Below are 20,665 nucleotides of genomic sequence, written 5' to 3'. Positions count from 1 at the left end.
CATGGCCGAGCAGCAGCAGCAGCCGCCCCGGCGGGAGATCGTCACCGGCGTCCCGCGCGGCGTCCGCCGCCGTGCGCCCGCGCACACCCCCGCGCGCTCGGAGATCTCCGAGCAGACCAGCCTCGGCGCCACCTACGTACGGGCCCTGATGCGCAGCCAGCTGCGCGCCGGGCTGGGTGCGCTGGCCGTGCTGGCCCTCCTGCTCGGGCTGCTGCCGCTGGGCTTCCTGCTGCCCCGGGCGGCCGCGGTCCCGCTGGTGTGGGTCGCCCTCGGGCTGGTGGCGTACCCGGTGATGTGGCTGATCGCCCGCTGGTACGTGGGCCGGGCCGAGCGGAACGAGGCCGACTTCACGGGCCTGGTGACGGACCCGGCCGAGTCGGGGTAGGCCCGGTCCGGCGGCGGGCCCTCCAGAACGGCCTAGAACAGGTGCATCGCCAGGTGTCCCAGCGGCAGGCCGAGCTGCCAGGCCGGGGTCCAGACGCGGGCGTTCTCGTCCAGGGCCGGCGGGTTCTCGCCCTGGCCGTGCCGGCCCGGGTCGAGGTTGGTGGCGAAGAGCTCCGTGCGGTCCAGCCAGCGCCACGCCGCCCGGGCCAGTTCGAGGTCCGGGTCCTCGCCGCGGCCGTGCTCGCGGGCTTCCTCGCCCAGCGCGAGGAACCGGGTGTGGACCCAGTCCCGCCAGGGGTGCCCGTACGCCGTCAGGGAGAGCCACTCGTCGAGCTGCGAGACCACCCGGATCCCGGACAGTTCGCCGGCCGCGTCCGAGAGGTAGATCGTCAGCGCGAGCGTGTCGCGCCCGGCACGGAACTCCAGCGTGCTCACCGGGATCAGCCGGCCCGTGCGCAGCAGTTCGTCGGCGATGTACTCCGCGTAGAGCCACGCCATCGGAACCGCCAGTCCGCCGTCACTGGTGCCGTTCATACCCTCGGGCTGCACCGTGCCACCCTCTCCCGCGTGTCGAGCCTGCCGCCGTCATCCCCGAGCCTTCACCTCACGGCTCGCGGAACGGGGGATGTTTACTCAACTTGCACGGACTGGTGCCGATATCGGTGCACTCCGTGTCCGGATCGTGCGCATCGAGGGCGTTCCTTGAGTGCTTCTCCACCGGGCCCGGGGTGCGGCGAGGGCGCCGTTCAGGCGCCGAGCCCGTACCCCTGGAGCCCCTTCCGCAGGGCGCGCAGGGCGTAGTACGTCCGGGACTTGACCGTTCCGGCGGGTATGCCGAGCTCCGCCGCCGCCTCGGCCACCGAGCGGTCCTGGAAGTAGACCTGCATCAGCACGGCCCGGTGCTCCGGCCCCAGGCTCCCCACCGCCCGCCTGACGTCGATCGCGGTGACCGAGCCCGCCACCGCGTCCTCGGGGGCGGGCGCCTGCTCCAGCCCGTCGGGGTCGACCTCCTGCGGCCGCGACAGCCGCGCCCGGCGGGCGTCGATCGCGAGCCGCCGCGCCACCGTGAACAGCCACGGCCGCATGGACTCGTGTCCGGTCGCCAGCACCTCCGGGTGCTGCCAGACGCGTACGAGGGTCTCCTGGACGAGGTCCTCGGCCCGCTGGGCGTCCCCGGCGGTGAGGCCGAGCAGGAATCCGAACAGGGCCCGCCCGTGGTCGCGCTGGAGTTCGGCGAGCGCCTCGGGTTCCGTGCGCTGGAGGGTGGGGGAGGGCGACACGAGTGGCTCCTTCCGGGTCCGGGGGTCCGCTGGGCAGCCGGGCCGCGTGCCGGGCCGTCGGCCGGGCTGTGGGCGTCCCACTCACCCTCACCTGCGCGGAGCCGCCCGGGAACCGCCCGGCGGGGGCGTTGCGCCCAAGGCCCCGGGTCGTCCGGTGGGCGGCCGCGCCGGGCGACGAACGGTCGAACGGCGCGGCGAACGGCCATGGGCCGCAGGGGTGGGACCTGGCCGGAGGACGGCGCCGCTCCTTGACTTGGAAGCCCTTCTCCTATGGATTTCGGTTGATCTGACAGTCCTATGAACGGGAGCTGGGACAGATGACCAAGCGCACCCGGAGGGCCCTCGCCCTGCTCACCGCCCTGCTGCTCCCGGCGGCCGCCGCCGGCTGCTCCACCGCCGGTGACCGGGCCCCGGCCCGCCTCGGCTCCAGCGCCGCCGGGGCCCCGGCCGGCACGGCCCCCGCCAGCCCGCCCGCCGCCCGGGGATTCACCCTGGTCGCGAGCGGGGACGTACTCCCGCACACCTCGGTCATCAGGCGGGCGGCGGCCGACGCGGGCGGCGACGGGTACGACTTCCGGCCGATGTTCTCCGGAGTCGAACCGGTGGTCTCGGCCGCCGACCTCGCCCTCTGCCACATGGAGACCATCTACGGCGAGGACGACGGCCCCTTCAGCGGCTACCCCGCCTTCGTCTCCCCGCCCACCGTCGCCGACGCCCTCAAGGACACCGGGTACGACGGCTGCTCCACCGCCTCCAACCACACCCTGGACGACGGGGCCGAGGGGCTGAAGCGCACCCTCGACCGCTTCGACAAGGTCGGCCTCGGCCACGCGGGCTCCGCGCGCACCGCCGCCGAGGCGGCGAGGACCACCCTCTACACGGCGGGCTCCGCCAAGGTCGCGCACCTCGCGTACACCTACGACACCAACGGTTACCCCATGCCCGACGGACAGCCCTGGGCGGTCAACCTGATGCGCCAGGACAAGATCCTCGCGGACGCCCGCGCGGCCCGGAAGGCCGGGGCGGACGTGGTGCTGGTCAGCCTCCACTGGGGCACGGAGTGGCAGACCGAACCGGACGAGACCCAGCTCTCGCTGGGGAAGGCGCTCACCGCCTCGCAGACCGGCGGACGCCCCGACGTCGACCTGATCCTCGGAACCCACGCCCACATCCCGCAGGCCTACGAGAAGGTCAACGGGACCTGGATCGTCTACGGGATGGGCGACCAGGTCGCGGGGGAGATGTTCAACCACTCCGGCGCCCGCGACATGCGCGGCAACTACGGCTCCATCGCCCGCTTCACCTTCGCCCCGCCCGCCGCCCCCGGGCAGCGCTGGCAGGTGACCGGGGCCGAGTTCGTCCCGCAGATGATGGACCTGTCCGCCGGCCGGGTCGTCAACCTGCCCGCCGCCCTCGCCGAGGACCCCGGCGACGAGGCGTACGAGAGCGCCGACGAGGCCGTCACCGAGGCCGTCCTCAGCCGCGGCGCCGCCAAGGACGGCCTCAAACGCGCCCGGTGACCCCGGCTACGGGACGACCGTCACCGGCCAGCGGCCCGCCTTGACCAGGCGGACCGCGACCGAGCCCACGATCCGGTGCCCGGCCTGCTCGGAGGCGCCGACCACCACCGCGTCCGCCCGCAGCTCCTCCGCCGCGCTCACCAGCCCCGCATAAGGGTCACCGCGGAAGGTGTGGAACTGCCAGCGCACGTCGAAGACGCCCTTCAGCCGCTCCGCCGAGGCGCGGATCTCGGCCACCAGCCCCTCGGCGATCTCCCCGGTCGTGTCCGCCGCCGGCGCGCCCAGGGAGGCCCCGGCGGCCAGCACCGGCTGGACGTACACCAGGGCCAGCAGCGCGTTCTGCCGCCGGGCCAGCCCCGCCGCGTAGGCCGCCGCCCGGAGCGAGGACTCCGAGCCGTCAACCCCGGCGAGGATCACCTTCGGCCCGTCGGTGCCGCGCTCGAATCCCGTGTCCACGTGCTCCGTCACCCTCCCGAGGCTATCCCGTTCGGCGCGCGGACCGACGCGGCCCTCCCTACAGTGCCAAGCATGAGCGCCACGCTGGAGGAGACCCGGGGGACCCGCAACCGCTTCCTGCACCGGGTCCCGGACGCCTTCGGGGCGTTCTTCGGGACCCTGGGCCTGGTGTGCGCGCTGCTGGCGCTCTCCCCGACGCTGCGCAGGCTCCTACGGCCCGTGGTGCGCTTCCTGGACGACTTCGTGGTGCCGGTCAGCGAGAACCTCGCGTACGCCGTCTTCCTCTTCCTCCTCGCGGCCGCCCTCGGCACCCGCAAGAAGATCGCCTGGTGGATCGTCGTCACCTATCTGGCCCTGCTGATCCTGGTCGACCTGCTGATCATCGCCGACGGGGACTTCTGGGTCGGGGGCCCCTCGATGGTCCTCGCGGTGGCCGCCCTCGGCGTCCTGGTCGCCGCCCGCAAGGAGTTCTACGCGGCCTCCCGCCCGGGCGCCGTCTGGCGGGCCATGCTCGTGCTCGGCCTCGGGCTGCTCGGCGCGGTGTTCCTCGGCTGGGCGCTCGTCGCGCTCTTCCCCGGGACCCTGCCCAAGGGGCAGTGGCTGGACTGGGCCGCCAAGCAGGTCTTCGGCGGGCTCTTCTCCGCCCGCCAGTTCGACGGCCGCCCGCCCCGCCCGCTGTACTTCCTGCTCGGCCTGTTCGGCGCCCTCGCCCTGCTGAACGCGGCCGCCACCCTGTTCCGCTCGCAGCGGCTGACCGCCGCCCTGCACGGCGACGAGGAACCCCGGATCCGGGCGCTGCTGGGCGCCTACGGGCGGGCCGACTCCCTCGGCTACTTCGCCACCCGCCGCGACAAGGCCGTCGTCTTCGCCCCGAACGGCAAGGCCGCCGTCACCTACCGCGTCGAGGCCGGGGTCTGCCTGGCCAGCGGCGACCCGGTGGGCGACCCCGGTGCCTGGACCCCCGCCATCGACGCCTGGCTCGCCGTCGCCCGCCGCCACGGCTGGCAGCCGGCCGTGATGGGCGCCTCCGAGGACGGGGCGACCGCGTACGCCCGCTCGGGCCTCAGCGCCCTCCAGCTCGGCGACGAGGCCATCCTGCACGTCGCCCACTTCGACCTCGACGGCCGCGACATGAGGGTCACCCGGCAGGCCGTCAACCGGGTCAGGAGGACCGGCGCCACCACCGTGATCCGCCGCCACTCGGCCCTCACCGAGGAGGAGATGCGGACCATCGTCGACCGGGCCGACCACTGGCGCGACACCGAGACCGAACGCGGCTTCTCCATGGCCCTGGACCGGCTCGGCGACCCCTCGGACGGGGACTGCCTGCTGGTCGAGGCCTTCGACGCGGACGGCGGGCTGATCGCCCTGCTGTCCTTCGTCCCCTGGGGCAGGGACGGCATCTCCCTCGACCTGATGCGCCGCGACCGCGGCGCCCCCAACGGGGTCATGGAGTTCATGGTGGCCCAGCTGTGCGCGGCCGCCCCCGGCCTCGGCGTGCGCCGGATCTCCCTGAACTTCGCCGTGTTCCGCTCGGCCTTCGAGGAGGGCGGCCGGATCGGCGCGGGCCCGGTGCTCAAGCTGTGGCGCCGGCTGCTGCTGTTCTTCTCCCGCTGGTGGCAGCTGGAGGCCCTGTACCGCTCCAACGTCAAGTACGGCCCCGAGTGGTACCCGCGCTTCCTCTGCTACCAGGACGCCGGCTCGCTCGCCCGGGTCAGCCTCGCCTCCGGCATCGCCGAGGGCTTCGTCTCCGTACCCAGCATGCGCAAGCTCTGGGGCAACGGCCACGCCAAGGGCCTCACCGCCCCCGCCAACACCGCCGGGCTCCCCTCCATCGACTCCCTGGGCCTGGACCTCGTCGGGGAGGACGGCGAGCGCGCCCAGGCCGAGCGGCTGCCCGAACAGGTCCGGGTGCGCCACGCCAAGCTGGAACGGATCCGGGCCGCGGGGACGGACCCCTACCCGGTCGGGATCCCCCAGCGCACCCACACCGTCGCAGCCCTCCGGGCCGCCCACCCCGGCCGGACCCCCGGCGCCCGCACCGGCGAGCAGGTCACGCTCGCCGGGCGGGTCATGGTCGTACGGGACCTCGGGGGCGTGGTCTTCGCCGTCCTGCGCGACTGGACCGGCGACGCCCAGCTGATGTTCACCCGCGACGAGTCCGGCCCCGACGTGCTGGACGCCTTCACCTCCCAGGTCGACTTCGGCGACCACGTCGTGGCCACCGGCGAGGCCGGCGCCAGCCGCAGCGGGGAGCCGTCCGTCGTGGTCTCCTCCTGGCAGCTCACCGGCAAGTGCCTGCGCCCCCTCCCCGACAAGCGCAAGGGCCTGGCCGACCCCGAGGCCCGGGTCCGGCGCCGCTACCTCGACCTCGTGGCCAGCCCCGACGCGCGGGACGTCGTACGCGCCCGCTCCAGCGCGGTGCAGGCACTGCGCCAGGGGCTGCTGGACCGCGGCTACCTGGAGGTCGAGACCCCGATGCTCCAGCAGATCCACGGCGGGGCCAACGCCCGGCCCTTCCGCACCCACATCAACGCCTACGACCTCGACCTGTACCTGCGCATCGCCCCCGAGCTCTACCTCAAGCGGCTGTGCGTCGGCGGCATGGAGAAGGTCTTCGAGATGGGCCGCACCTTCCGCAACGAGGGCGTCTCCTACAAGCACAACCCCGAGTTCACGATGCTGGAGGCCTACCAGGCCTTCGCCGACTACGACGTGATGCTCGACCTCACCCGGGAGCTGATCCAGGGCGCCGCCACGGCCGCCTTCGGCTCGCCGGTCGCGCACAAGGCGGGAGCCGACGGCAAGCTCGTCGTCCACGACATCTCCGGGCCCTGGCCGGTCAAGACGATGTACGGGGCCATCGGCGAGGCCCTCGGCGAGGAGGTCGACGCCGACACCGACGAGCACGTGCTGCGCGTGCTGTGCGACCGGGCGGGCGTCCCGCACGGCCCCGACGACACCCGCGGGGACGTGGTGCTGGAGATGTACGAACGGCTCGTGGAGGAGCGGACGAAGCTCCCCACCTTCTACAAGGACTTCCCGACCGACGTCTCCCCGCTCACCCGGCAGCACCGAAAGGACCCCCGGCTGGCCGAACGCTGGGACCTGGTGGCCTTCGGCACCGAACTGGGCACCGCCTACTCCGAGCTGACCGACCCCGTCGAGCAGCGCCGCCGGCTGACCGCCCAGTCGCTGCTGGCGGCGGGCGGCGACGCCGAGGCGATGGAGCTCGACAACGACTTCCTCGACGCCCTGGAGTACGCGATGCCGCCCACCGGCGGACTCGGCATCGGGGTCGACCGGCTGGTCATGTTCCTCACGGGCCTGACGATCCGCGAGACGCTGCCGTTCCCGCTGGTGCGACAGGGCTGATCAACGGGGTGGCTGGTCCGAGGGGGTGACGGGGCCGGGGCGCGTCCGCGCCTCTCGACATCTCCGGCGATGTCGTTGATACGTAGTAATAATGAAAAATGACGAGCCGACAGTGGGACGACGCGTGCTCCTGCGTACCGCCGTCTTCCTCGGAATCGCCGCCGCCTCCGGACTCCTCAGCGCCGGCGAGGGCGGCCCCCGGGGCGGGACGACGGCCGACGCCCCCGCGCCCGGCACCCCCGCTCCCGCCCCCGGAGCGCCCGGACTGCGCCCCGAAGGGCCCCCGGACAAGTCCTACCGGCTGCGGCCCATGACGGCCGAGGCCCCCGCCCGTCCGCCCGCCGCCAAGCCCGCCGTCCGCACCCGGCCCATCCTGGAACTGCCCGCCGGGCCGGACACCGCCAACGCCATGGTGCTCACCTTCGACGACGGCCCCGACCCCCGCTACACCCCCGCAATCCTCGACACCCTCGCCCGGTACGGGGTCCGGGCGATGTTCTTCGTCTGCGGGGAGATGGCCACCGAGAACCGGGACCTGCTGCGCCGGATGACCGCCGAGGGCCACGTCATCGGCAACCACACCTGGACGCACCCGCTCATCCCCACCCTCTCCCGGTCCGCCCTGGAGTCCGAGATCGGGCGCACCAGCGAGGTCGTCCACCAGGCGGTCGGGCAGGCCCCGCTGTGGTTCCGGGCGCCCTACGGGGCGTGGAACCGGGCCGCCTTCGAGATCGGCGCCGACCTCGGCATGGAGCCCTTCGCCTGGACCGTGGACACCCTCGACTGGAAGGAGCCCGGGAGCGCCACGATCATCTCCCGGGTGCTGGCGGGCGCCGGGCCCGGCGTGGTCGTGCTGAACCACGACGCGGGCGGCAACCGTTCGCAGACCGTCCAGGCGCTGGAGGCGTACCTGCCGCAGCTGCTCGGGCGCGGCTACCGGATGGCGCTGCCGACCCGCTGAGGCCGGCCCCGCAGCCCCCGTGGCTCCCGCAGCCCCCGGAGAGCCCGGGGGTCACGGGGGCGGGCGGGCCCGCGGCCGATGAGGTGAAACGTTCCGTCAGCGGGCCGACACCATCCGGGCGAAGACGACCACGTTCCCGTCGTAGCCCTTGGCCTTGGAGTAGCTGCCGCCGCAGGTGATCACGCGCAGCTCCGCGTGGCCCGTGTCCCCGTACACCCGTGAGCCCGGGAAGGCCTCCTTCGAGAACACCTCCACGCCGTACACCTCGAACACCGCCGTCCGCCCGTCGTAGCGCTCCACCTCGATGCGGCTCCCCGGCTTGAGCGAGCCGAGGCCGTAGAAGACCGCAGGGCCCTGCGCGTTGTCCACGTGGCCCACGATCACCGCGGAGCCCTGCTGGCCCGGCGAGATGCCGTTGAGGTACCAGCCCGCGAGGTTGCGGTCCTGCGGCGGCGGGGCGTCGATCCAGCCCTGAGCGTCCAGCCCGACCGTCATCACCGGCGCGTCCACGTTGATCGTCGGAATCCGGATGCGCTGCACCGACGAGTGCTCCAGCACCTCCAGGTCCGCCGGCGGCCTGGGCGCCTGGGCCGGCAGGTGTTCCGCGCGCGCGACCGCCGCCGCGGCGGTGGGCTGCGGCGGCCCTTCCTCGGCGTTCGCCCCGTTCCTCATCATGGCGAGGCCGCTGAGCATGACCAGAGCGAGCACTCCCCAGGGGGAGCGTCTCCTCGGCCGCTGCTCGCACTCGTCCTCGGTCATGGCTCTCCCTTCCCGACGCGGGGGTCCCGACCCGCGTTCCAGTCCCTCCCCGGTACGCCCTTCTTCACGCACGCTAAGGGTGCACGCTCGGGACGGCGATCGGGGAAGGGCGAACGGGTGGTCGCGTCCGGTTGGGGTGCGCCCATCCAGGTATTCGTCACATAAATGCCTGACGGCTCATGACCTGCGGATCCGTCAGATGATCAGTGCGCGCTTCGGCGTGTCGCTCAACCGGGCGGCCCAAAGGCGGAAATGCGCTGGTTGCGCGGCGCCCCGAGGGTTCGTGATGGGAGGCGTTCTCGTCGATCTGCCCGGGCCACCGCTCCGGGGCGCTTCCCGCTGGAGGTTCCACCATGCGTGTTCTGCGCGCTCTCACCGTGACCGCGGCCGCCTGCGCCGCGATCGGTCTCAGTGCCTCGTTCGCCGCCGCGAACTCGCCGCAGGGCGGCGGCAACGGGCCCAGCAACGTCACCGTCAACCCGTACTCCGTGCACCAGGGCGCCTCGATGCAGGTCAGCGCCTCGGGCTGCGGCCACGGCGGCACGGTCTGGTCGAACGGCAACTTTCCGCAGACCAACCTGTCGGCGGGTTCCATCGGCTTCGCGACCGTCCGGATCTTCAACCACGCCTCACCGGGCAACCACACGCTGTCCGTCAAGTGCCACGACAACAGCCTCGTCGCCACGCACCGGTTCACGATCCTGCCGGGCAACGGGGCACAGGGCGGCATCGGCGGCTCCTTCGGCCCGTCCACCGCCGAGACGGCCATCGGCGCGGGTCTCGTCGGGGCCGCGGCGCTCGGCGCGGGCGCGCACGTGATCCGCCGCCGCCGTCCGGTCGGCTCCCGGGGCTGACGCGCCCGCGAGCCGCGCCCACGGTCCGCCCCGGGTCCTGGACCCGGGGCGACCGGCCGGTGGAGGCCGTCGGCATCCGGGGCAGGGGCGGGCCGGCGGTGCGGGGTCAGTGGCCGCGTACCGGGCGGCGGCGCCGGCGCAGGGCGTACGCGGTACCGCCCGCGGCGGTGACGAACAGCGCCGCGCCCACCCCGAGTTCCACGGGGTCCATCCCCGCCACGCTGCCGCCGAGGCCGCCGCGCACGCCGAGGGCGGCCGCGGGGCTGCGCGAGGCCGTGGCCGAGCCGCGCGCGGTGGGCGTGATCCGGGCGGCCGGGGCGGTGCGCACGACGGTGGGGGCTGCGGTCGGGGCGGTGGCTCGCGGCCGGGCGCCGGCCGTGGTCTCCGCGGAGGGGGTGCGGCGGACGCCGGTGGTGGAGCTGGTGCTGGGCGTCGACGTACCGCCGGCGATGGTGAGGTCGGCGGAGCCGTTCTCCCCGTTGCAGGTGAAGGTGACGGAGTACAGGGCTCCGCGCCGGGCGTCGCGGTCGATCGTGACCCGGGCGGTCTGCCCGCGCGTGATGCTCACGGTGTCGAAGACCCCGGAGGAGGCTGTGGCGTACGCCGCGTCGCAGCCGGTGACGGAGAGCACCACCTGGCCGCCGGGGGCGACCGTGGAGGGGGTGACCGCGAAGCCGAAGGAGGTGACGGGCGCGGCCTCGGCCGCCGTGGCGGAGGGCGCGCCGAAGGCGCCGAGCGCGAGGAAGGCGCCGGCGCTGAGCAGGGCGGTGGCGGAGCCGCGTATCGCACCCATGGTGGGTCCTCCGGATCCCCGAGGAGCAGTCGCGCAGCGTTTGCGCAGGTGGGGGTCGTGCACCTCGTTGTCCGCCACGCTAGGCGCCGGTCCGGTGACCCGCGATCAGGAGCGGGCGAATGGGGCACGGCCGTAGGCCGAACCGGCGACGGGAGGCCCGCTCCCGGTTTCCCGGGAGCGGGCGGGCGTTCAGCTCTTCAGGTCCAGGTGCGGGAACTGGGCGAGGAAGGGCTCCGCGGTGGCGGAGATGCCGCGCCCGAAGGGCGAGTCGAAGTCCCAGATGAGGAAGAGCAGGAAGGCGATCAGCGCGCTGAACAGGCCGGCCAGCAGCATTTCCCGGAACGAGCGGCGGATCTGCAGGGTGAAGATCAGGCCCACCGTGACCAGGGCCCCGGCGATCAGCCCGAACCACACCACGCCGGGCATGGTGGCCCCGGCGCTCTGGCCGCGCGAGTTCCGGGCGTCGTCCACGATCGCGACCTGGTCGACCAGCGGCTGGTAGGCCTGCCCCTCGTGGTCGGTCTGCGGCTCGTAGTCGGTGACGTCGCGGCGGATCTTCTCCAGCAGCTCCCCGCTGCGTTCGGTGAGGTCGCCGCCGTCGGCCATCCTCTGCCACTCCGTGTCGACCACGTGGGTCACGTACGCGTCGACGTCGGAGCGGATCTTGTTCCGCACCCCGGCCGGGTACACCTCGGAGCGGACGCTGATCTCGTGCAGGGCCTGCGCCTCCTGGCGCACGTACTCCTGGGCGGCCCCGCGGCCCTCCCAGACGCCCGCGATCGCCAGGCCCAGGACGATCGCGTAGATCACCCCGATCATCATCGTCATGTACTCGATGACGTCCGGGGTCTCGTTCGGATCGTCGTCCTCGCCGATCCTGCGGTGGTTGAAGAAGGCGATGGACAGCACCACGGCACAGGCCGCGGCCATCGCGAGGGACAGGACGAGCCATTCCGACAAGATGACTCCCAATCGATGAGCGGTGGGTGCGGCCTAGCGGGGGCGCAGCGCGACGATCGCGAGCACGGCCGGGGCGGCGGTCATGAGGGTGAAGGTGACCGGTGAGATGTGGTGCTCCACCGGTTTGCGGGTGGGGGTGTGGTAGCTGGGACGCGCCACGGGCTTGGGCTTGGGAGCCGGGGCCGGCGCCGGTGCGGGCGGCGGCTCGGGCGCGGGCGGTGGCGGGGCGGGTGCCTTGTACACCCGGGGCGGCGGGGGCGGCGGCGGTGGCTTGGGGGCTGGTTCGGGCGGTGGAGGCGGGGCCGGGGCCGGCCGGGGCGGCTCGGGTGCGGGCGGCGGCGGTGGCGGCGGGGTGGGCTTCGGCGGTGGCGGCTTCGGCGGCGGAGGGGGCGGGGGCGGCGGCTTCGGCGTCGGCTTGGGCGGGCACGGCGGGGGAGGCGGCGGGCAGTCGTGCGCGTGGCCCTTTCCGCGGTGGCCGCAGGCGTGTCCGTGGCCGTGGCCGCCGTGATGTCCGCCACCCCGGCCGGCCCCGCTGCCACCACTGCCCGCGAACGCGTACAGCTCGACGGCGGCTCCGCCGTCCGCGGTGCCGATCGTCGCGTAGGCACAGCTATCGGCCACGGCCGGCGTGGCGGAAAGCGATGCCCACAGCAGGACCGGGACCGCCAGCAGGCGTCTGGCACAGGCTCTGTTCACCCGGGGAGCATGGGCCCGCGCGCGCCCGCGCACGCGAGGCCCGGCGTCGGTTCCCCTGAACGGGTGGAGTGTGGAGCGTAGATGTTTGAGCCAGTTCCGGACCGCTTCTGAGCGTTCGCGGTCGAAATCTCAAATGGTATTTGTCGGTTTCTTCTTCGCAGGTGGCGGGGTCCGCAGGCGCCTTTGGTGTGTGACCAAGAACGGACCGCCAATTTCCGCTTTTGCTCGCCCTGTTGGGAAATGATCAGTACATTCGGCTCGGACAGTAGTCCGACCACCGTCCCACCCCCGGACGGAACCCGCCCGACCACGGCACGACGAGGCTTGGAGACCCCGATGGAACGCCCCGCCTGGGCCCCGCCAGGCATCGACATATCGGTGCCCAGCGTGTCCCGCATCTACGATTACTACCTGGGCGGCTCCCACAATTTCGAGGTCGACCGCCAGGCCGCCCGCCGTGCCATGGAGTTCATGCCGGGCCTGCCGAAGATCATGCAGGCCAACCGGGCGTTCATGCGCCGCGCCGTCCGCCATGCCGTGGCCGAGGGCGTCACCCAGTTCCTCGACATCGGCTCCGGCATTCCGACCTTCGGCAACGTCCACGAGATCGCCCGTGCCGCCAGCCCCGAGGCCCGCGTCGTCTACGTGGACCACGACCCGGTGGCCGTCGCCCACAGCCGCGCCGTCCTGGCCGGGGACGACCGCACCGGAGTCGTCCCGGCCGACCTGCGCAAGCCGAAGGACATCCTCGGCTCCGCCGAGGTCGGCCGGCTGCTGGACCTCGAACGGCCCGTCGCACTGCTGCTCGTCGCCGTACTGCACTTCCTGGAGGACACCGACCGGCCGTACGAGGCCGTCGCCGAACTGCGGGAGGCGCTGGCCCCGGGCAGCGTGCTGGTCCTCACCCACGCCTCCTACGAGGGCATCCCGCTCACCGAGGAGGTCGCGGGCGGGGCAGTCGGCGTCTACCGGGACATCCGCAACCCGCTCGTCATGCGCAGCCACGAGCAGATCACCGGCTTCTTCGACGGGTTCGAGCTGGTGGAGCCGGGCCTGGTGTCCATGCCCGACTGGCGCCCCGAAAGCACCGGGCCCCTCGCGGACGGCGAGGAGCCCGAGGATCCGTACGCCTTCTCGGGCTACGGCGGCGTGGGACTCAAGACGTGAGACTCCCCGCTCCGACGCCCCCGCCCGCCGGCCCGCGCCCGGCAGGCCCCGCCTCCGTCACCCCCGCCCCTGTCGTCCCCGGCGGGGGCTCCGGCACCGCCGAGCCGGGCACCGCCGCACGGCAGGCACCCCGGCAGGGCACGGCGGACCCCGCCCAGCCGCCCGGCCCGCACCCGGGCCCGGCGCCCGTGCGCGAACTGCGCAGCGGGCTGGAGGACCGCATCGCCCGCTTCGCCACCATCTGGGGCCGGGCCATCTTCCCCGTCACGGCGACCTCCCTGACCCGGCCCGAGTTCGAACAGCACCTCCTCCCCCTCACCCGGACCCTGACCGAGGCCCTGCACGCCCGCCCCTTCGACGCGGGCGTCGCCCAGCGCGTCGGCGAGGAACTCGTGGCCGTGCACTGCACCGACCCCGAGGCGCTCGCCGGCACCCTCGGAGTGGTCGAGTCCTACCTCGTGCTCTACTGCGGGCCCGACGGCGCCGGAGCCGAGGGGACGGAGGAGTACCGCTCCCGCTGCGCCCGGCTCCAGCACGGCATAGCCGCCGGCTTCGCCCGCGCGCTGCGCGAGCGCACCCTGCGGGAGCAGGAGGCCATCGCCCGCTCCGCGCTGACCGCCCGCACCGACGCCCAGCAGGCCCTGCACGCCAGCGAGGAGCGCTTCCGGGCGGTCTTCGAGGGCGCGGCCGTCGGCATCGGCATCGCCGACCTGGAGGGCAACGTCCTCGAGGTCAACGACACCCTGCTGAAGATGTTCGGCGGCCTGGAGGGCCACGTCCGCAGCCGCAACGTCAGCGAATGGGGCCACCCCGACGACACCCCGCACGTCTGGCGGATGTACGGAGAGCTCGTGCGCGGGGAGCGCGAGCACTACCGCGTCGAGAAGCCCTACTACCGGCACGACGGCACCGTGCTGTGGACCAACCTGACGGTCTCCCTGCTGCGCGACGCCGACGGAGTGCCCCAGTACCAGCTGGCCCTGATGGAGGACACCACCGAACGCCGGCTGCTGAACCTCCGGCTGCGCTACGAGGCCACCCACGACGCGCTGACCGGGCTGCCCAACCGGACGCTGTTCTTCGAGCGGCTGGAGAAGGCCCTGGGCGGCGCCCCCGGCAGCCGCTTCGGCCTGTGCTACCTCGACCTGGACGGCTTCAAGACGGTCAACGACAGCCTCGGCCACTCGGCGGGGGACCGGCTCCTCGTCGAGGTCGCCGACCGGCTCCAGAGCTGCGCCACCGGACCCGGCGAGGTCGTGGCCCGTCTCGGCGGCGACGAGTTCGTGGCCCTCGCCACAGGGCCCGCCGCCGGCACCGGCGAGGACCCCGGCGAGAAGGTGGCCGACCTCGCGGTGCGCATCCTGTCCGCGCTCTCCACCCCCATCCGGCTGGAGGGCCGGGAGCTTTCGGTGCGCGGCAGCATCGGCATCGTCGAGGGCCGCGCGGGGGAGCGCACCCCGGCGGAGGTGCTGCGCAGCGCCGACATCACCATGTACCGGGCCAAAGCGGCCGGCGGCAACCGCTTCGAGTTCGCCGACGCGGAGGCCGACGCCCGCGCCATCACCCGGCACGGCCTGACCAACGCCCTGCCGGCGGCCCTGGAGCGCGGCGAGTTCTTCATCGAGTACCAGCCCCTGGTGCACATGCACGACGGCAGCGTGCACGGCGCGGAGGCGCTGGTGCGCTGGTCGCACCCGCAGTACGGGGTGCTCGGCCCGGACCGCTTCATCCCGCTCGCCGAGCGGACCGGACTGATCGTGCCGCTCGGGCGCTGGGTGCTGGAGGAGTCGGTCCGCCAGGCCCGCAACTGGCAGCGCCAGCACGGCGGGGCCGCCCTGCGCGTCAACGTCAACCTTTCGCCGACCCAGCTCCACCACCCCGGCCTGGTCGCCGACACCGTCCGGGTGCTGGAGGCCTCCGGGCTGGCCCCGGGCGCACTGTGCCTGGAGGTCACCGAGTCGGCGCTGATCGGGGCGGACGACGAACTCCTCGAACCGCTGCGCCGACTCGCCGCGCTCGGCGTGGACATCGCCCTCGACGACTTCGGCACCGGCTACTCGAACCTGGCCAACCTGCGCCGCCTCCCGGTCAGCGTCCTGAAGCTGGACCGCTCCTTCACCCAGGGGATGCAGCAGCAGCCGGCCGATCCCGTCGACGTCAAGATCGTGGAGGGCATCGTCGCCCTGGCCCACAGCCTCGAACTGGCGGTGACCGTGGAGGGGGTGGAGACCGGCGCCCAGGCGGCCCAGCTCCGCGCCCTGGGCTGTGACACCGCCCAGGGCTGGTACTACGCCCGCCCCGGCGCCCCGGACCGGATCCACGCCCTCTCCCTCTCGGACGCCGTCCCCACCCCCTGAGCCGGCCCCCGGCCCCGGCCCGGTCCGGTCCGGGGCGGGGGCAGGCCGGGGTCCGGGCGGGTCAGCCCAGGCCGGCCTCTGTTCCCCGGCCGGGCTCGCGCACCGCGGCCATGACCCGCCGGTGCCGCTCGGAGGTGTCGGCCAGCACCCGCGCGGCCTCCGGCAGCCGCTCGGCCTCGTACACGTCGAGCACCTGCGCCCCGGCCCCTCCGGTGAGGGCCTCGGCCAGTGTCCGGCCGAGGGACATCGCGTCCTGGATCCCGGTGTTCATCCCGAGCCCGCCGGCCACCGAGTGGACATGCGCCGCGTCTCCGGCGAGGAAGACCCGGCCGTCGCGCATCCGGGAGGCCATGCGGACGTTGACCCGCCAGGTGGAGAGCCAGGTCGCCTCGGTCAGCCGTATCCCCGCCATCCGGGCGTGCCGGTCGAAGAGGCGCTGGAAGCCCTCCAGCGAGGGCGGCACCGGCTCGCCGTCGGCGTCCAGCTCCGGCGAGGCCTGGAGCTGGAACACCGGCGTCCCCGGTATCGGACAGAGCATCACGGCCCCGCCGTCCGAGGTGAACCACTGGTGCCACCGGTCGCGGCTGAGGGCCGGCGCCGCGACGTCCCCGAGCACCATCACCTGGGACTCGTCCGTGGCCCCCTCGAAGGGGATGCCGAGGAGCTTGCGGGTCGTGCTGTGGCCGCCGTCGCAGCCGGCGAGGTATCCGGCGCGGACCGCGCCGCCGTCCGCCAGCCGCGCGGTGACCCCCTCCGGGTCCTGGGCGATTCCGGTGACCCGGGTGCCGTGCTCCACCCGGACGCCGAGGGCGGCGAGGTGGTCGCGGAGGATCTCCTCGATCTGCCACTGGCCCATGAAGAGGCCGCCCCCGGAGGGCGTGTCGTTGATGTGCGCGCCGTCGAAGTACTTGCGCAGCACCAGTCCGGCGATGCCCACGGCGGCGAAGCGCTCGGCGAGGCCGAGACCCGCGAAGACCTCCAGGCTGTCCGGGTTGAGGCCCTTGCCCCGGGATTCGCGGTGCGGACCGGGCCGCTGGTCGAGCACGCGGACCGGGATGCCGCGGCGGGCGAGGTCGCAGGCCAGCGTGAGTCCGGTGGGGCCGGAGCCCACGATCAGTACGTCGCTCCTCGGAGTGCTCATCGGTGTGTCCTCTCGTCGGGGCCGAATCGCTCGGTGGCTCCAGGAAAGCGCGACTCGGGGAAAAATGCAACCCGGTCACGAAATTAACTTGGTCATTGTTCTGTGCTACGGTGGAGGCATGGAGAACACCACGGAGCCGCGCACGGGACTGCGCGAGAGCAAGAAGATGCGTACGCGGCAGCAGCTGGCCGCCACCGCGCTCGAACTGTTCCTCGAGCGCGGCTTCGACGCCGTGTCGGTGGCCGACGTCGCCGCCGCGGCCGAGGTCTCCAAGCCCACCCTGTTCCGGTACTTCCCGAGCAAGGAGGACCTCGTGCTGGACCGGTTCGCCGACCACCAGGACGAGGCGGCCCGGATCGTGCGCGAGCGTCCGGCGGGCCTGACCCCGGTGCGGGCGGTCCACGAGCACTTCCTGGCGGCCCTCGCCGAGCGGGACCCGATCACCGGCCTCTGCGACCACCCGAACGTGCTCGCCTTCCAGGGGCTGCTGTACTCGACCGCCGGCCTGCAGGCGCGGATCGCGCACTACACGGCCGGTGAGGTGGAGGTGCTCGCGGGGGCCCTGGAGGCGGAGTCGGTCCCCCCGTTCACCGCGCGGCTGGCGGCGCTGCACCTGGTGACCGTCCGCCACGAGCTGGGCAGGGAGAACTGGCGCCGGATCTCCGCCGGCCAGAGCGCCGACGAGGCCTATCCGGCCGCCGTCGCGGAGGCCGACCGCGCCTTCGCGATGCTGGCCGACGGCCTCGACCGGACCCTCGGACCGCTCATACCCTCCTGACATCGGCGGACGGGACGGGGAAGCGGGGCGCGGAGGAGGGTGGGCGCATGGTCGCCAGGTATGTCACCGAGCTGGTCGGGGCGTTGGAGCGCCACGGGGAACGGCCGGCGATCGGGGCCGGGGCAGGAGCCGAGGCCCTGCGGTTCCGTGAGGTCCGGGACGCCGTGTACCGGCTGGCCGGGGCCCTGGACGACACCGGCGTCGGCCGGGGCACGGGCCTGGCCTGTGTGACGGGCACCAACCGGCCGGAAGTGCTGCTGGTGCGGCTCGCGGCGCACGTGCTGGGCGCGCGGCTGACCCAGGTCGTGGCCGGTCCGGCGGTCCACGGCGTGGACTTCATCCTGCGGGACTGCCGTCCGGGCCTGGTCGTGCACGACGTTCCGGTGCCGGAGACCGGAGCACCCCGGCTCGGCCTGGACGAACTGCTCGCGGCGGCGGCCGCCCGCGAGGCCGCCGAGGTGCCCGTGCGGGCGCGGGAGGAAGACATCGCCCGCGTGATGTACACCGGCGGGACCACGGGGCGGCCCAAGGGCGTGGCCTCGACCTTCGGGGCCTTGGCGGCGCGGGACAGCGGGCGCGGCGCCCGCTGGACGGAGTCCGTGTACCTCTCGGTCACCACCCTGGCCCAGCGTGCCGGCGGCCGGTGCCTGGAGCAGCTGCGGGCCGGCGGCAGAGTGGAGATCCTCGACCCCTTCGAGCCGCGGGAGTTCGCCGCCGCCTGCCGGCGCCTGGGGCGGGTGTCCACGTACCTGACGCCCCCGATGCTCTACCGGCTCCTGGACGACCCGGCGACCGCGGCGGGGATCCCGGGGCTGGAAGCGGTCTCGTACGGGGCCTCTCCCGTCCTTCCCGCACGTCTGCGCGATGCCGTGACCCGGTGGGGCGTGCGGTGGCGGCAGGGCTACGGGATGAACGAGGCGGCGGTGATCTGCCGGCTCACCCCCGCCGACCACGACGCGGCGGTGGCCGGCCGCCCCGAGCTGCTGGCATCGGCGGGCCGGCCCGCGGCCGGGGTGGAGCTCCAGGTACGGGACGACCGCGGCGCCGTACTGCCCGCCGGACGCGAGGGCGAGGTATGGGTCCGTTCGGAGGCGGTCATGTCCGGCTACTGGAACCAGCCGGAACTGACGGCCGAAGTGCTGCGCGGGGGATGGCTGCGCACCGGGGACATCGGGCACATCGGCGAGGGCGGGTACCTCTACCTCGACGACCGCGTCAAGGACATCGTGATCGTCAACGGTGTCAACGTCTACTGCCTGCCGGTCGAGGCGGCACTGGCGCGGCACCCCGCCGTGGCGCAGGCGGTGGTCGTCGGCCGGCCCAGCCCGCTCACCGGCGAGGAGGTGTGCGCCTTCCTGGTGCCGGCCCCCGGCTGTGAGCCGAGCGGCGCGGCGGCCGCCGGAGCCTGTGACCTGGTGGAGCGGGAGCTGGCCCCGGCCCACCGGCCGACCGCCGTGTTCTGGGAACGGGAGGTCCCGCTGACCGGTCGCGGCAAGCCCGACAAGCAGCGCCTGAGGCAGCGCGCCGCGGCCGGAGGGAAACGCGGGCCGGCCACGCCGCGGGCCGATCCGGCCTGATCCGGAAGAAGCGGCCTACGCGTCCGGGAACCAGGAGAGGCCCCCGGCCCAGTGGGCCGCCCAGCCCGTGAAGCCGGGGGTGCCCGGCATCACGGCGTCGGGAGAGTCCGGGCCGAAGGGCATCGCGCCCTCGCCGGCGATCTGCCAGACGTGGCCGCGCTGCGGGCCGGTGACGATCAGGTGCCAGTACATGCCGCAGCCGTCGGTGCCCAGCAGCAGCGAGCCGTGGTCGAACACGGGGTCCGTCAGCGCCTCGAACTCCTCCTCCGACAGCTCGGCCCCGTCCTCCTCCGCCTCCCACAGCCATGCCGCCGTCAGCGGGAAGGGCTCGGCGAGCAGGCGTGCGGGGCGGTCCGAGCCCCAGTCCGGGGGCGTCTGGGCGAGCGGCAGCAGACCGTAGTGGGGCGGGCCGGCGCGCAGTCCGTCGCAGATCTCCGCCACGAACGTGCGGTAGGGCTCCGGCAGCACGACGCCGTGCTCCGACTCGTATGACCGCACCGCCTCCCAGCCCGCCGCCGGCGCGGCCTCCGGGCGGGCGGCGAAGATCTCCCGGAGGGCGGCCAGCTCGGCCGGGTCGGCCGTTTCGGTGTTCATGCCGGTCATCATGCAGGATCCGGGAGACGGCACGGGGCCCCGCGTCAGGCAAGATCCGGAAGGGACGGCCTAGTCGCCGACCAGGATGCGCTTCAGCTCGCGGGCCGCGCGCGGGGGCGCCACGTCCGTGCGGTGGGCCAGGGCGATGGTGCGGCGCAGCGGCGACCCCGCGAGGCGGGTGGCGCGCAGGCCCGGGCCGGCGTGGTCCACGACCATGGCCGGGACCACCGCGATGCCCAGCCCGGCCCGTACGAAGCCCAGTACCGCGTCCATCTCCCCGCCCTCCACCGTGAACACCGGCTCGAAGCCGGCGGCCCGGCACGCCCCCACCGTCAGGTCCCGCAGGTCGTAGCCGTGCCGGAACATCACCATCGGCTCCTCGCGCAGGTCGGCGATGGCCAGCTCCCCGCCGCCCGCCGGGGGCGGGAGGTCCGCGGACGAGACCACCACCAGGTCCTCCGTCAGCAGCTCCACCGTGGTCAGCGCGGGCGCGGACGGCGGCAGCGGCAGCGCGATCAGGGCCAGGTCCAGCACCCCGCGCGCGAGTTCCCGTACGAGGTCCAGCGAGCCGCTCTCCTCGATCAGCAGCTCGATGCCCGGGTGCGCCGTGTGGAAGGCGCGCAGTACGGCCGGCAGCAGGCCCGTGCACACGCTCGGGGTCGCTCCCAGCCGCACCCGGCCGCGCCGCAGCTGCGCCAGTTCCTGCACCTCCAGCCGTGCCGTGTCCGCGTCCGCCAGGATCCGCCGCGCCAGCGGCAGCAGCGCCTCGCCCGCGTCCGTCAGCGCGATGTTGCCCCGCGCCCGGCTGAACAGCTCGGCGCCCAGCTCCCGTTCGAGCGCCTTGATCTGCTGGGACAGCGACGGCTGGGCCACGTGCTCCCGCTCGGCGGCGCGCGTGAAGTGCCGGGTCTCGGCGACGGCCACGAAATAGACCAGCTGCTGGAACTGCATGCCCCCAGGCTAGCGCCCTTCATAGGATGTGCCTATCGCGATCAGCTCCACCATGTCTTGGA

19 protein-coding genes are annotated in these 20,665 nt (G+C 73.9%); 9 read left to right on the top strand and 10 right to left on the bottom strand.

The features are described from left to right. Nucleotide 1 precedes the first annotated feature (1 nt). Nucleotides 2-385, top strand: coding sequence for a hypothetical protein (locus tag ACZ597_RS28835; RefSeq protein WP_471335954.1), 384 nt, complete (start codon nucleotides 2-4; stop codon nucleotides 383-385). 32 nt (nucleotides 386-417) lie between these two features. Here ACZ597_RS28835 and ACZ597_RS28830 read toward each other — a convergent pair whose 3' ends face one another. Further along, a complete protein-coding gene (locus tag ACZ597_RS28830; RefSeq protein ID WP_471335951.1) occupies nucleotides 418-918 on the bottom strand; it encodes a hypothetical protein in 501 nt (166 codons plus the stop codon). Nucleotides 919-1,130: 212 nt separating this feature from the next. Further along, nucleotides 1,131-1,664, bottom strand: coding sequence for a sigma-70 family RNA polymerase sigma factor (locus tag ACZ597_RS28825; protein ID WP_470961732.1), 534 nt, complete (start codon nucleotides 1,662-1,664; stop codon nucleotides 1,131-1,133). Nucleotides 1,665-1,981: 317 nt separating this feature from the next. Here ACZ597_RS28825 and ACZ597_RS28820 point away from each other — a divergent pair, with 317 nt between their 5' ends. Further along, nucleotides 1,982-3,184, top strand: coding sequence for a CapA family protein (locus tag ACZ597_RS28820; RefSeq protein WP_471335947.1), 1,203 nt, complete (start codon nucleotides 1,982-1,984; stop codon nucleotides 3,182-3,184). 6 nt (nucleotides 3,185-3,190) lie between these two features. Here the strand turns inward: ACZ597_RS28820 and ACZ597_RS28815 are convergent, their stop codons facing one another. Continuing rightward, on the bottom strand, nucleotides 3,191-3,652 hold the full coding sequence (locus ACZ597_RS28815) for a universal stress protein (RefSeq protein WP_471335944.1): 462 nt from the start codon (nucleotides 3,650-3,652) through the stop codon (nucleotides 3,191-3,193). A 60-nt stretch (nucleotides 3,653-3,712) separates the two neighbouring features. Here ACZ597_RS28815 and lysX point away from each other — a divergent pair, with 60 nt between their 5' ends. Together lysX and ACZ597_RS28805 are read left to right on the top strand one after the other, a co-directional pair. Next, on the top strand, nucleotides 3,713-7,015 hold the full coding sequence (gene lysX / locus ACZ597_RS28810; protein ID WP_471335941.1) for a bifunctional lysylphosphatidylglycerol synthetase/lysine--tRNA ligase LysX: 3,303 nt from the start codon (nucleotides 3,713-3,715) through the stop codon (nucleotides 7,013-7,015). Nucleotides 7,016-7,106: 91 nt separating this feature from the next. Next, on the top strand, nucleotides 7,107-7,976 hold the full coding sequence (locus ACZ597_RS28805) for a polysaccharide deacetylase family protein (RefSeq protein WP_471335938.1): 870 nt from the start codon (nucleotides 7,107-7,109) through the stop codon (nucleotides 7,974-7,976). A gap of 96 nt (nucleotides 7,977-8,072) precedes the next feature. Here ACZ597_RS28805 and ACZ597_RS28800 read toward each other — a convergent pair whose 3' ends face one another. Then, complete coding sequence (locus ACZ597_RS28800; protein ID WP_471335935.1) at nucleotides 8,073-8,735, bottom strand: class F sortase; 663 nt, start codon at nucleotides 8,733-8,735, stop codon at nucleotides 8,073-8,075. Nucleotides 8,736-9,088: 353 nt separating this feature from the next. On the opposite strand from ACZ597_RS28800, the gene ACZ597_RS28795 reads away from it, so the two are divergent. Then, nucleotides 9,089-9,589 (top strand): hypothetical protein, encoded by a 501-nt coding sequence (locus ACZ597_RS28795; protein ID WP_471335932.1) that lies wholly within the window; start codon nucleotides 9,089-9,091, stop codon nucleotides 9,587-9,589. Nucleotides 9,590-9,695: 106 nt separating this feature from the next. Here the strand turns inward: ACZ597_RS28795 and ACZ597_RS28790 are convergent, their stop codons facing one another. The 3 genes from ACZ597_RS28790 to ACZ597_RS28780 all read right to left on the bottom strand — a co-directional run bounded on the left by ACZ597_RS28790 (nucleotide 9,696) and on the right by ACZ597_RS28780 (nucleotide 11,501). Further along, on the bottom strand, nucleotides 9,696-10,382 hold the full coding sequence (locus tag ACZ597_RS28790; protein ID WP_471335929.1) for a hypothetical protein: 687 nt from the start codon (nucleotides 10,380-10,382) through the stop codon (nucleotides 9,696-9,698). Nucleotides 10,383-10,571: 189 nt separating this feature from the next. Continuing rightward, nucleotides 10,572-11,342, bottom strand: a complete 771-nt coding sequence (locus ACZ597_RS28785; protein ID WP_471335927.1) for a bestrophin-like domain — start codon at nucleotides 11,340-11,342, stop codon at nucleotides 10,572-10,574. 33 nt (nucleotides 11,343-11,375) lie between these two features. After that, nucleotides 11,376-11,501, bottom strand: coding sequence for a hypothetical protein (locus ACZ597_RS28780; RefSeq protein ID WP_471335925.1), 126 nt, complete (start codon nucleotides 11,499-11,501; stop codon nucleotides 11,376-11,378). Nucleotides 11,502-12,374: 873 nt separating this feature from the next. Between ACZ597_RS28780 and ACZ597_RS28775 the strand changes: the two genes are divergently transcribed. Then, entirely contained in the window at nucleotides 12,375-13,205 is an 831-nt protein-coding gene (locus ACZ597_RS28775; protein ID WP_471335922.1) for an SAM-dependent methyltransferase, read from the top strand. Between the two features lie 188 nt (nucleotides 13,206-13,393). Next, nucleotides 13,394-15,562 carry a putative bifunctional diguanylate cyclase/phosphodiesterase gene (locus ACZ597_RS28770; protein ID WP_471336020.1) on the top strand — a complete coding sequence of 723 codons (2,169 nt, stop codon included), beginning with the start codon at nucleotides 13,394-13,396 and terminating at the stop codon, nucleotides 15,560-15,562. A 61-nt stretch (nucleotides 15,563-15,623) separates the two neighbouring features. Here ACZ597_RS28770 and ACZ597_RS28765 read toward each other — a convergent pair whose 3' ends face one another. Beyond that, complete coding sequence (locus ACZ597_RS28765) at nucleotides 15,624-16,703, bottom strand: FAD-dependent monooxygenase (RefSeq protein ID WP_471335919.1); 1,080 nt, start codon at nucleotides 16,701-16,703, stop codon at nucleotides 15,624-15,626. Between the two features lie 118 nt (nucleotides 16,704-16,821). Between ACZ597_RS28765 and ACZ597_RS28760 the strand changes: the two genes are divergently transcribed. After that, a complete protein-coding gene (locus ACZ597_RS28760; protein WP_471335916.1) occupies nucleotides 16,822-17,481 on the top strand; it encodes a TetR/AcrR family transcriptional regulator in 660 nt (219 codons plus the stop codon). Nucleotides 17,482-17,528: 47 nt separating this feature from the next. Continuing rightward, entirely contained in the window at nucleotides 17,529-19,058 is a 1,530-nt protein-coding gene (locus ACZ597_RS28755; RefSeq protein ID WP_471335913.1) for a class I adenylate-forming enzyme family protein, read from the top strand. A 15-nt stretch (nucleotides 19,059-19,073) separates the two neighbouring features. Here ACZ597_RS28755 and ACZ597_RS28750 read toward each other — a convergent pair whose 3' ends face one another. Further along, on the bottom strand, nucleotides 19,074-19,664 hold the full coding sequence (locus ACZ597_RS28750; RefSeq protein ID WP_471335910.1) for an SMI1/KNR4 family protein: 591 nt from the start codon (nucleotides 19,662-19,664) through the stop codon (nucleotides 19,074-19,076). A 57-nt stretch (nucleotides 19,665-19,721) separates the two neighbouring features. Further along, entirely contained in the window at nucleotides 19,722-20,603 is an 882-nt protein-coding gene (locus ACZ597_RS28745) for a LysR family transcriptional regulator (protein ID WP_405977476.1), read from the bottom strand. Between the last annotated feature and the right edge of the window lie 62 nt (nucleotides 20,604-20,665).

This window comes from Streptomyces sp. NPDC040718, assembly GCF_055593565.1.
The sequence above is the reverse complement of the archived record's forward strand: the minus strand, read 5'-3'. Positions and strand labels throughout refer to the sequence as shown.

Bases quoted from the DNA above. Each gene is read 5' to 3' on its own strand.
- ACZ597_RS28760 (WP_471335916.1), top strand. From the start codon at position 16,822: ATGGAGAACACCACGGAGCCGCGCACGGGACTGCGCGAGAGCAAGAAG.
- ACZ597_RS28830 (WP_471335951.1), bottom strand. From the start codon at position 918: ATGAACGGCACCAGTGACGGCGGACTGGCGGTTCCGATGGCGTGGCTC.
- ACZ597_RS28835 (WP_471335954.1), top strand. From the start codon at position 2: ATGGCCGAGCAGCAGCAGCAGCCGCCCCGGCGGGAGATCGTCACCGGC.
- ACZ597_RS28745 (WP_405977476.1), bottom strand. From the start codon at position 20,603: ATGCAGTTCCAGCAGCTGGTCTATTTCGTGGCCGTCGCCGAGACCCGG.
- ACZ597_RS28820 (WP_471335947.1), top strand. From the start codon at position 1,982: ATGACCAAGCGCACCCGGAGGGCCCTCGCCCTGCTCACCGCCCTGCTG.
- ACZ597_RS28755 (WP_471335913.1), top strand. From the start codon at position 17,529: ATGGTCGCCAGGTATGTCACCGAGCTGGTCGGGGCGTTGGAGCGCCAC.
- ACZ597_RS28775 (WP_471335922.1), top strand. From the start codon at position 12,375: ATGGAACGCCCCGCCTGGGCCCCGCCAGGCATCGACATATCGGTGCCC.
- ACZ597_RS28795 (WP_471335932.1), top strand. From the start codon at position 9,089: ATGCGTGTTCTGCGCGCTCTCACCGTGACCGCGGCCGCCTGCGCCGCG.
- ACZ597_RS28765 (WP_471335919.1), bottom strand. From the start codon at position 16,703: ATGAGCACTCCGAGGAGCGACGTACTGATCGTGGGCTCCGGCCCCACC.
- ACZ597_RS28805 (WP_471335938.1), top strand. From the start codon at position 7,107: ATGAAAAATGACGAGCCGACAGTGGGACGACGCGTGCTCCTGCGTACC.
- ACZ597_RS28750 (WP_471335910.1), bottom strand. From the start codon at position 19,664: ATGATGACCGGCATGAACACCGAAACGGCCGACCCGGCCGAGCTGGCC.
- lysX (WP_471335941.1), top strand. From the start codon at position 3,713: ATGAGCGCCACGCTGGAGGAGACCCGGGGGACCCGCAACCGCTTCCTG.
- ACZ597_RS28790 (WP_471335929.1), bottom strand. From the start codon at position 10,382: ATGGGTGCGATACGCGGCTCCGCCACCGCCCTGCTCAGCGCCGGCGCC.
- ACZ597_RS28800 (WP_471335935.1), bottom strand. From the start codon at position 8,735: ATGACCGAGGACGAGTGCGAGCAGCGGCCGAGGAGACGCTCCCCCTGG.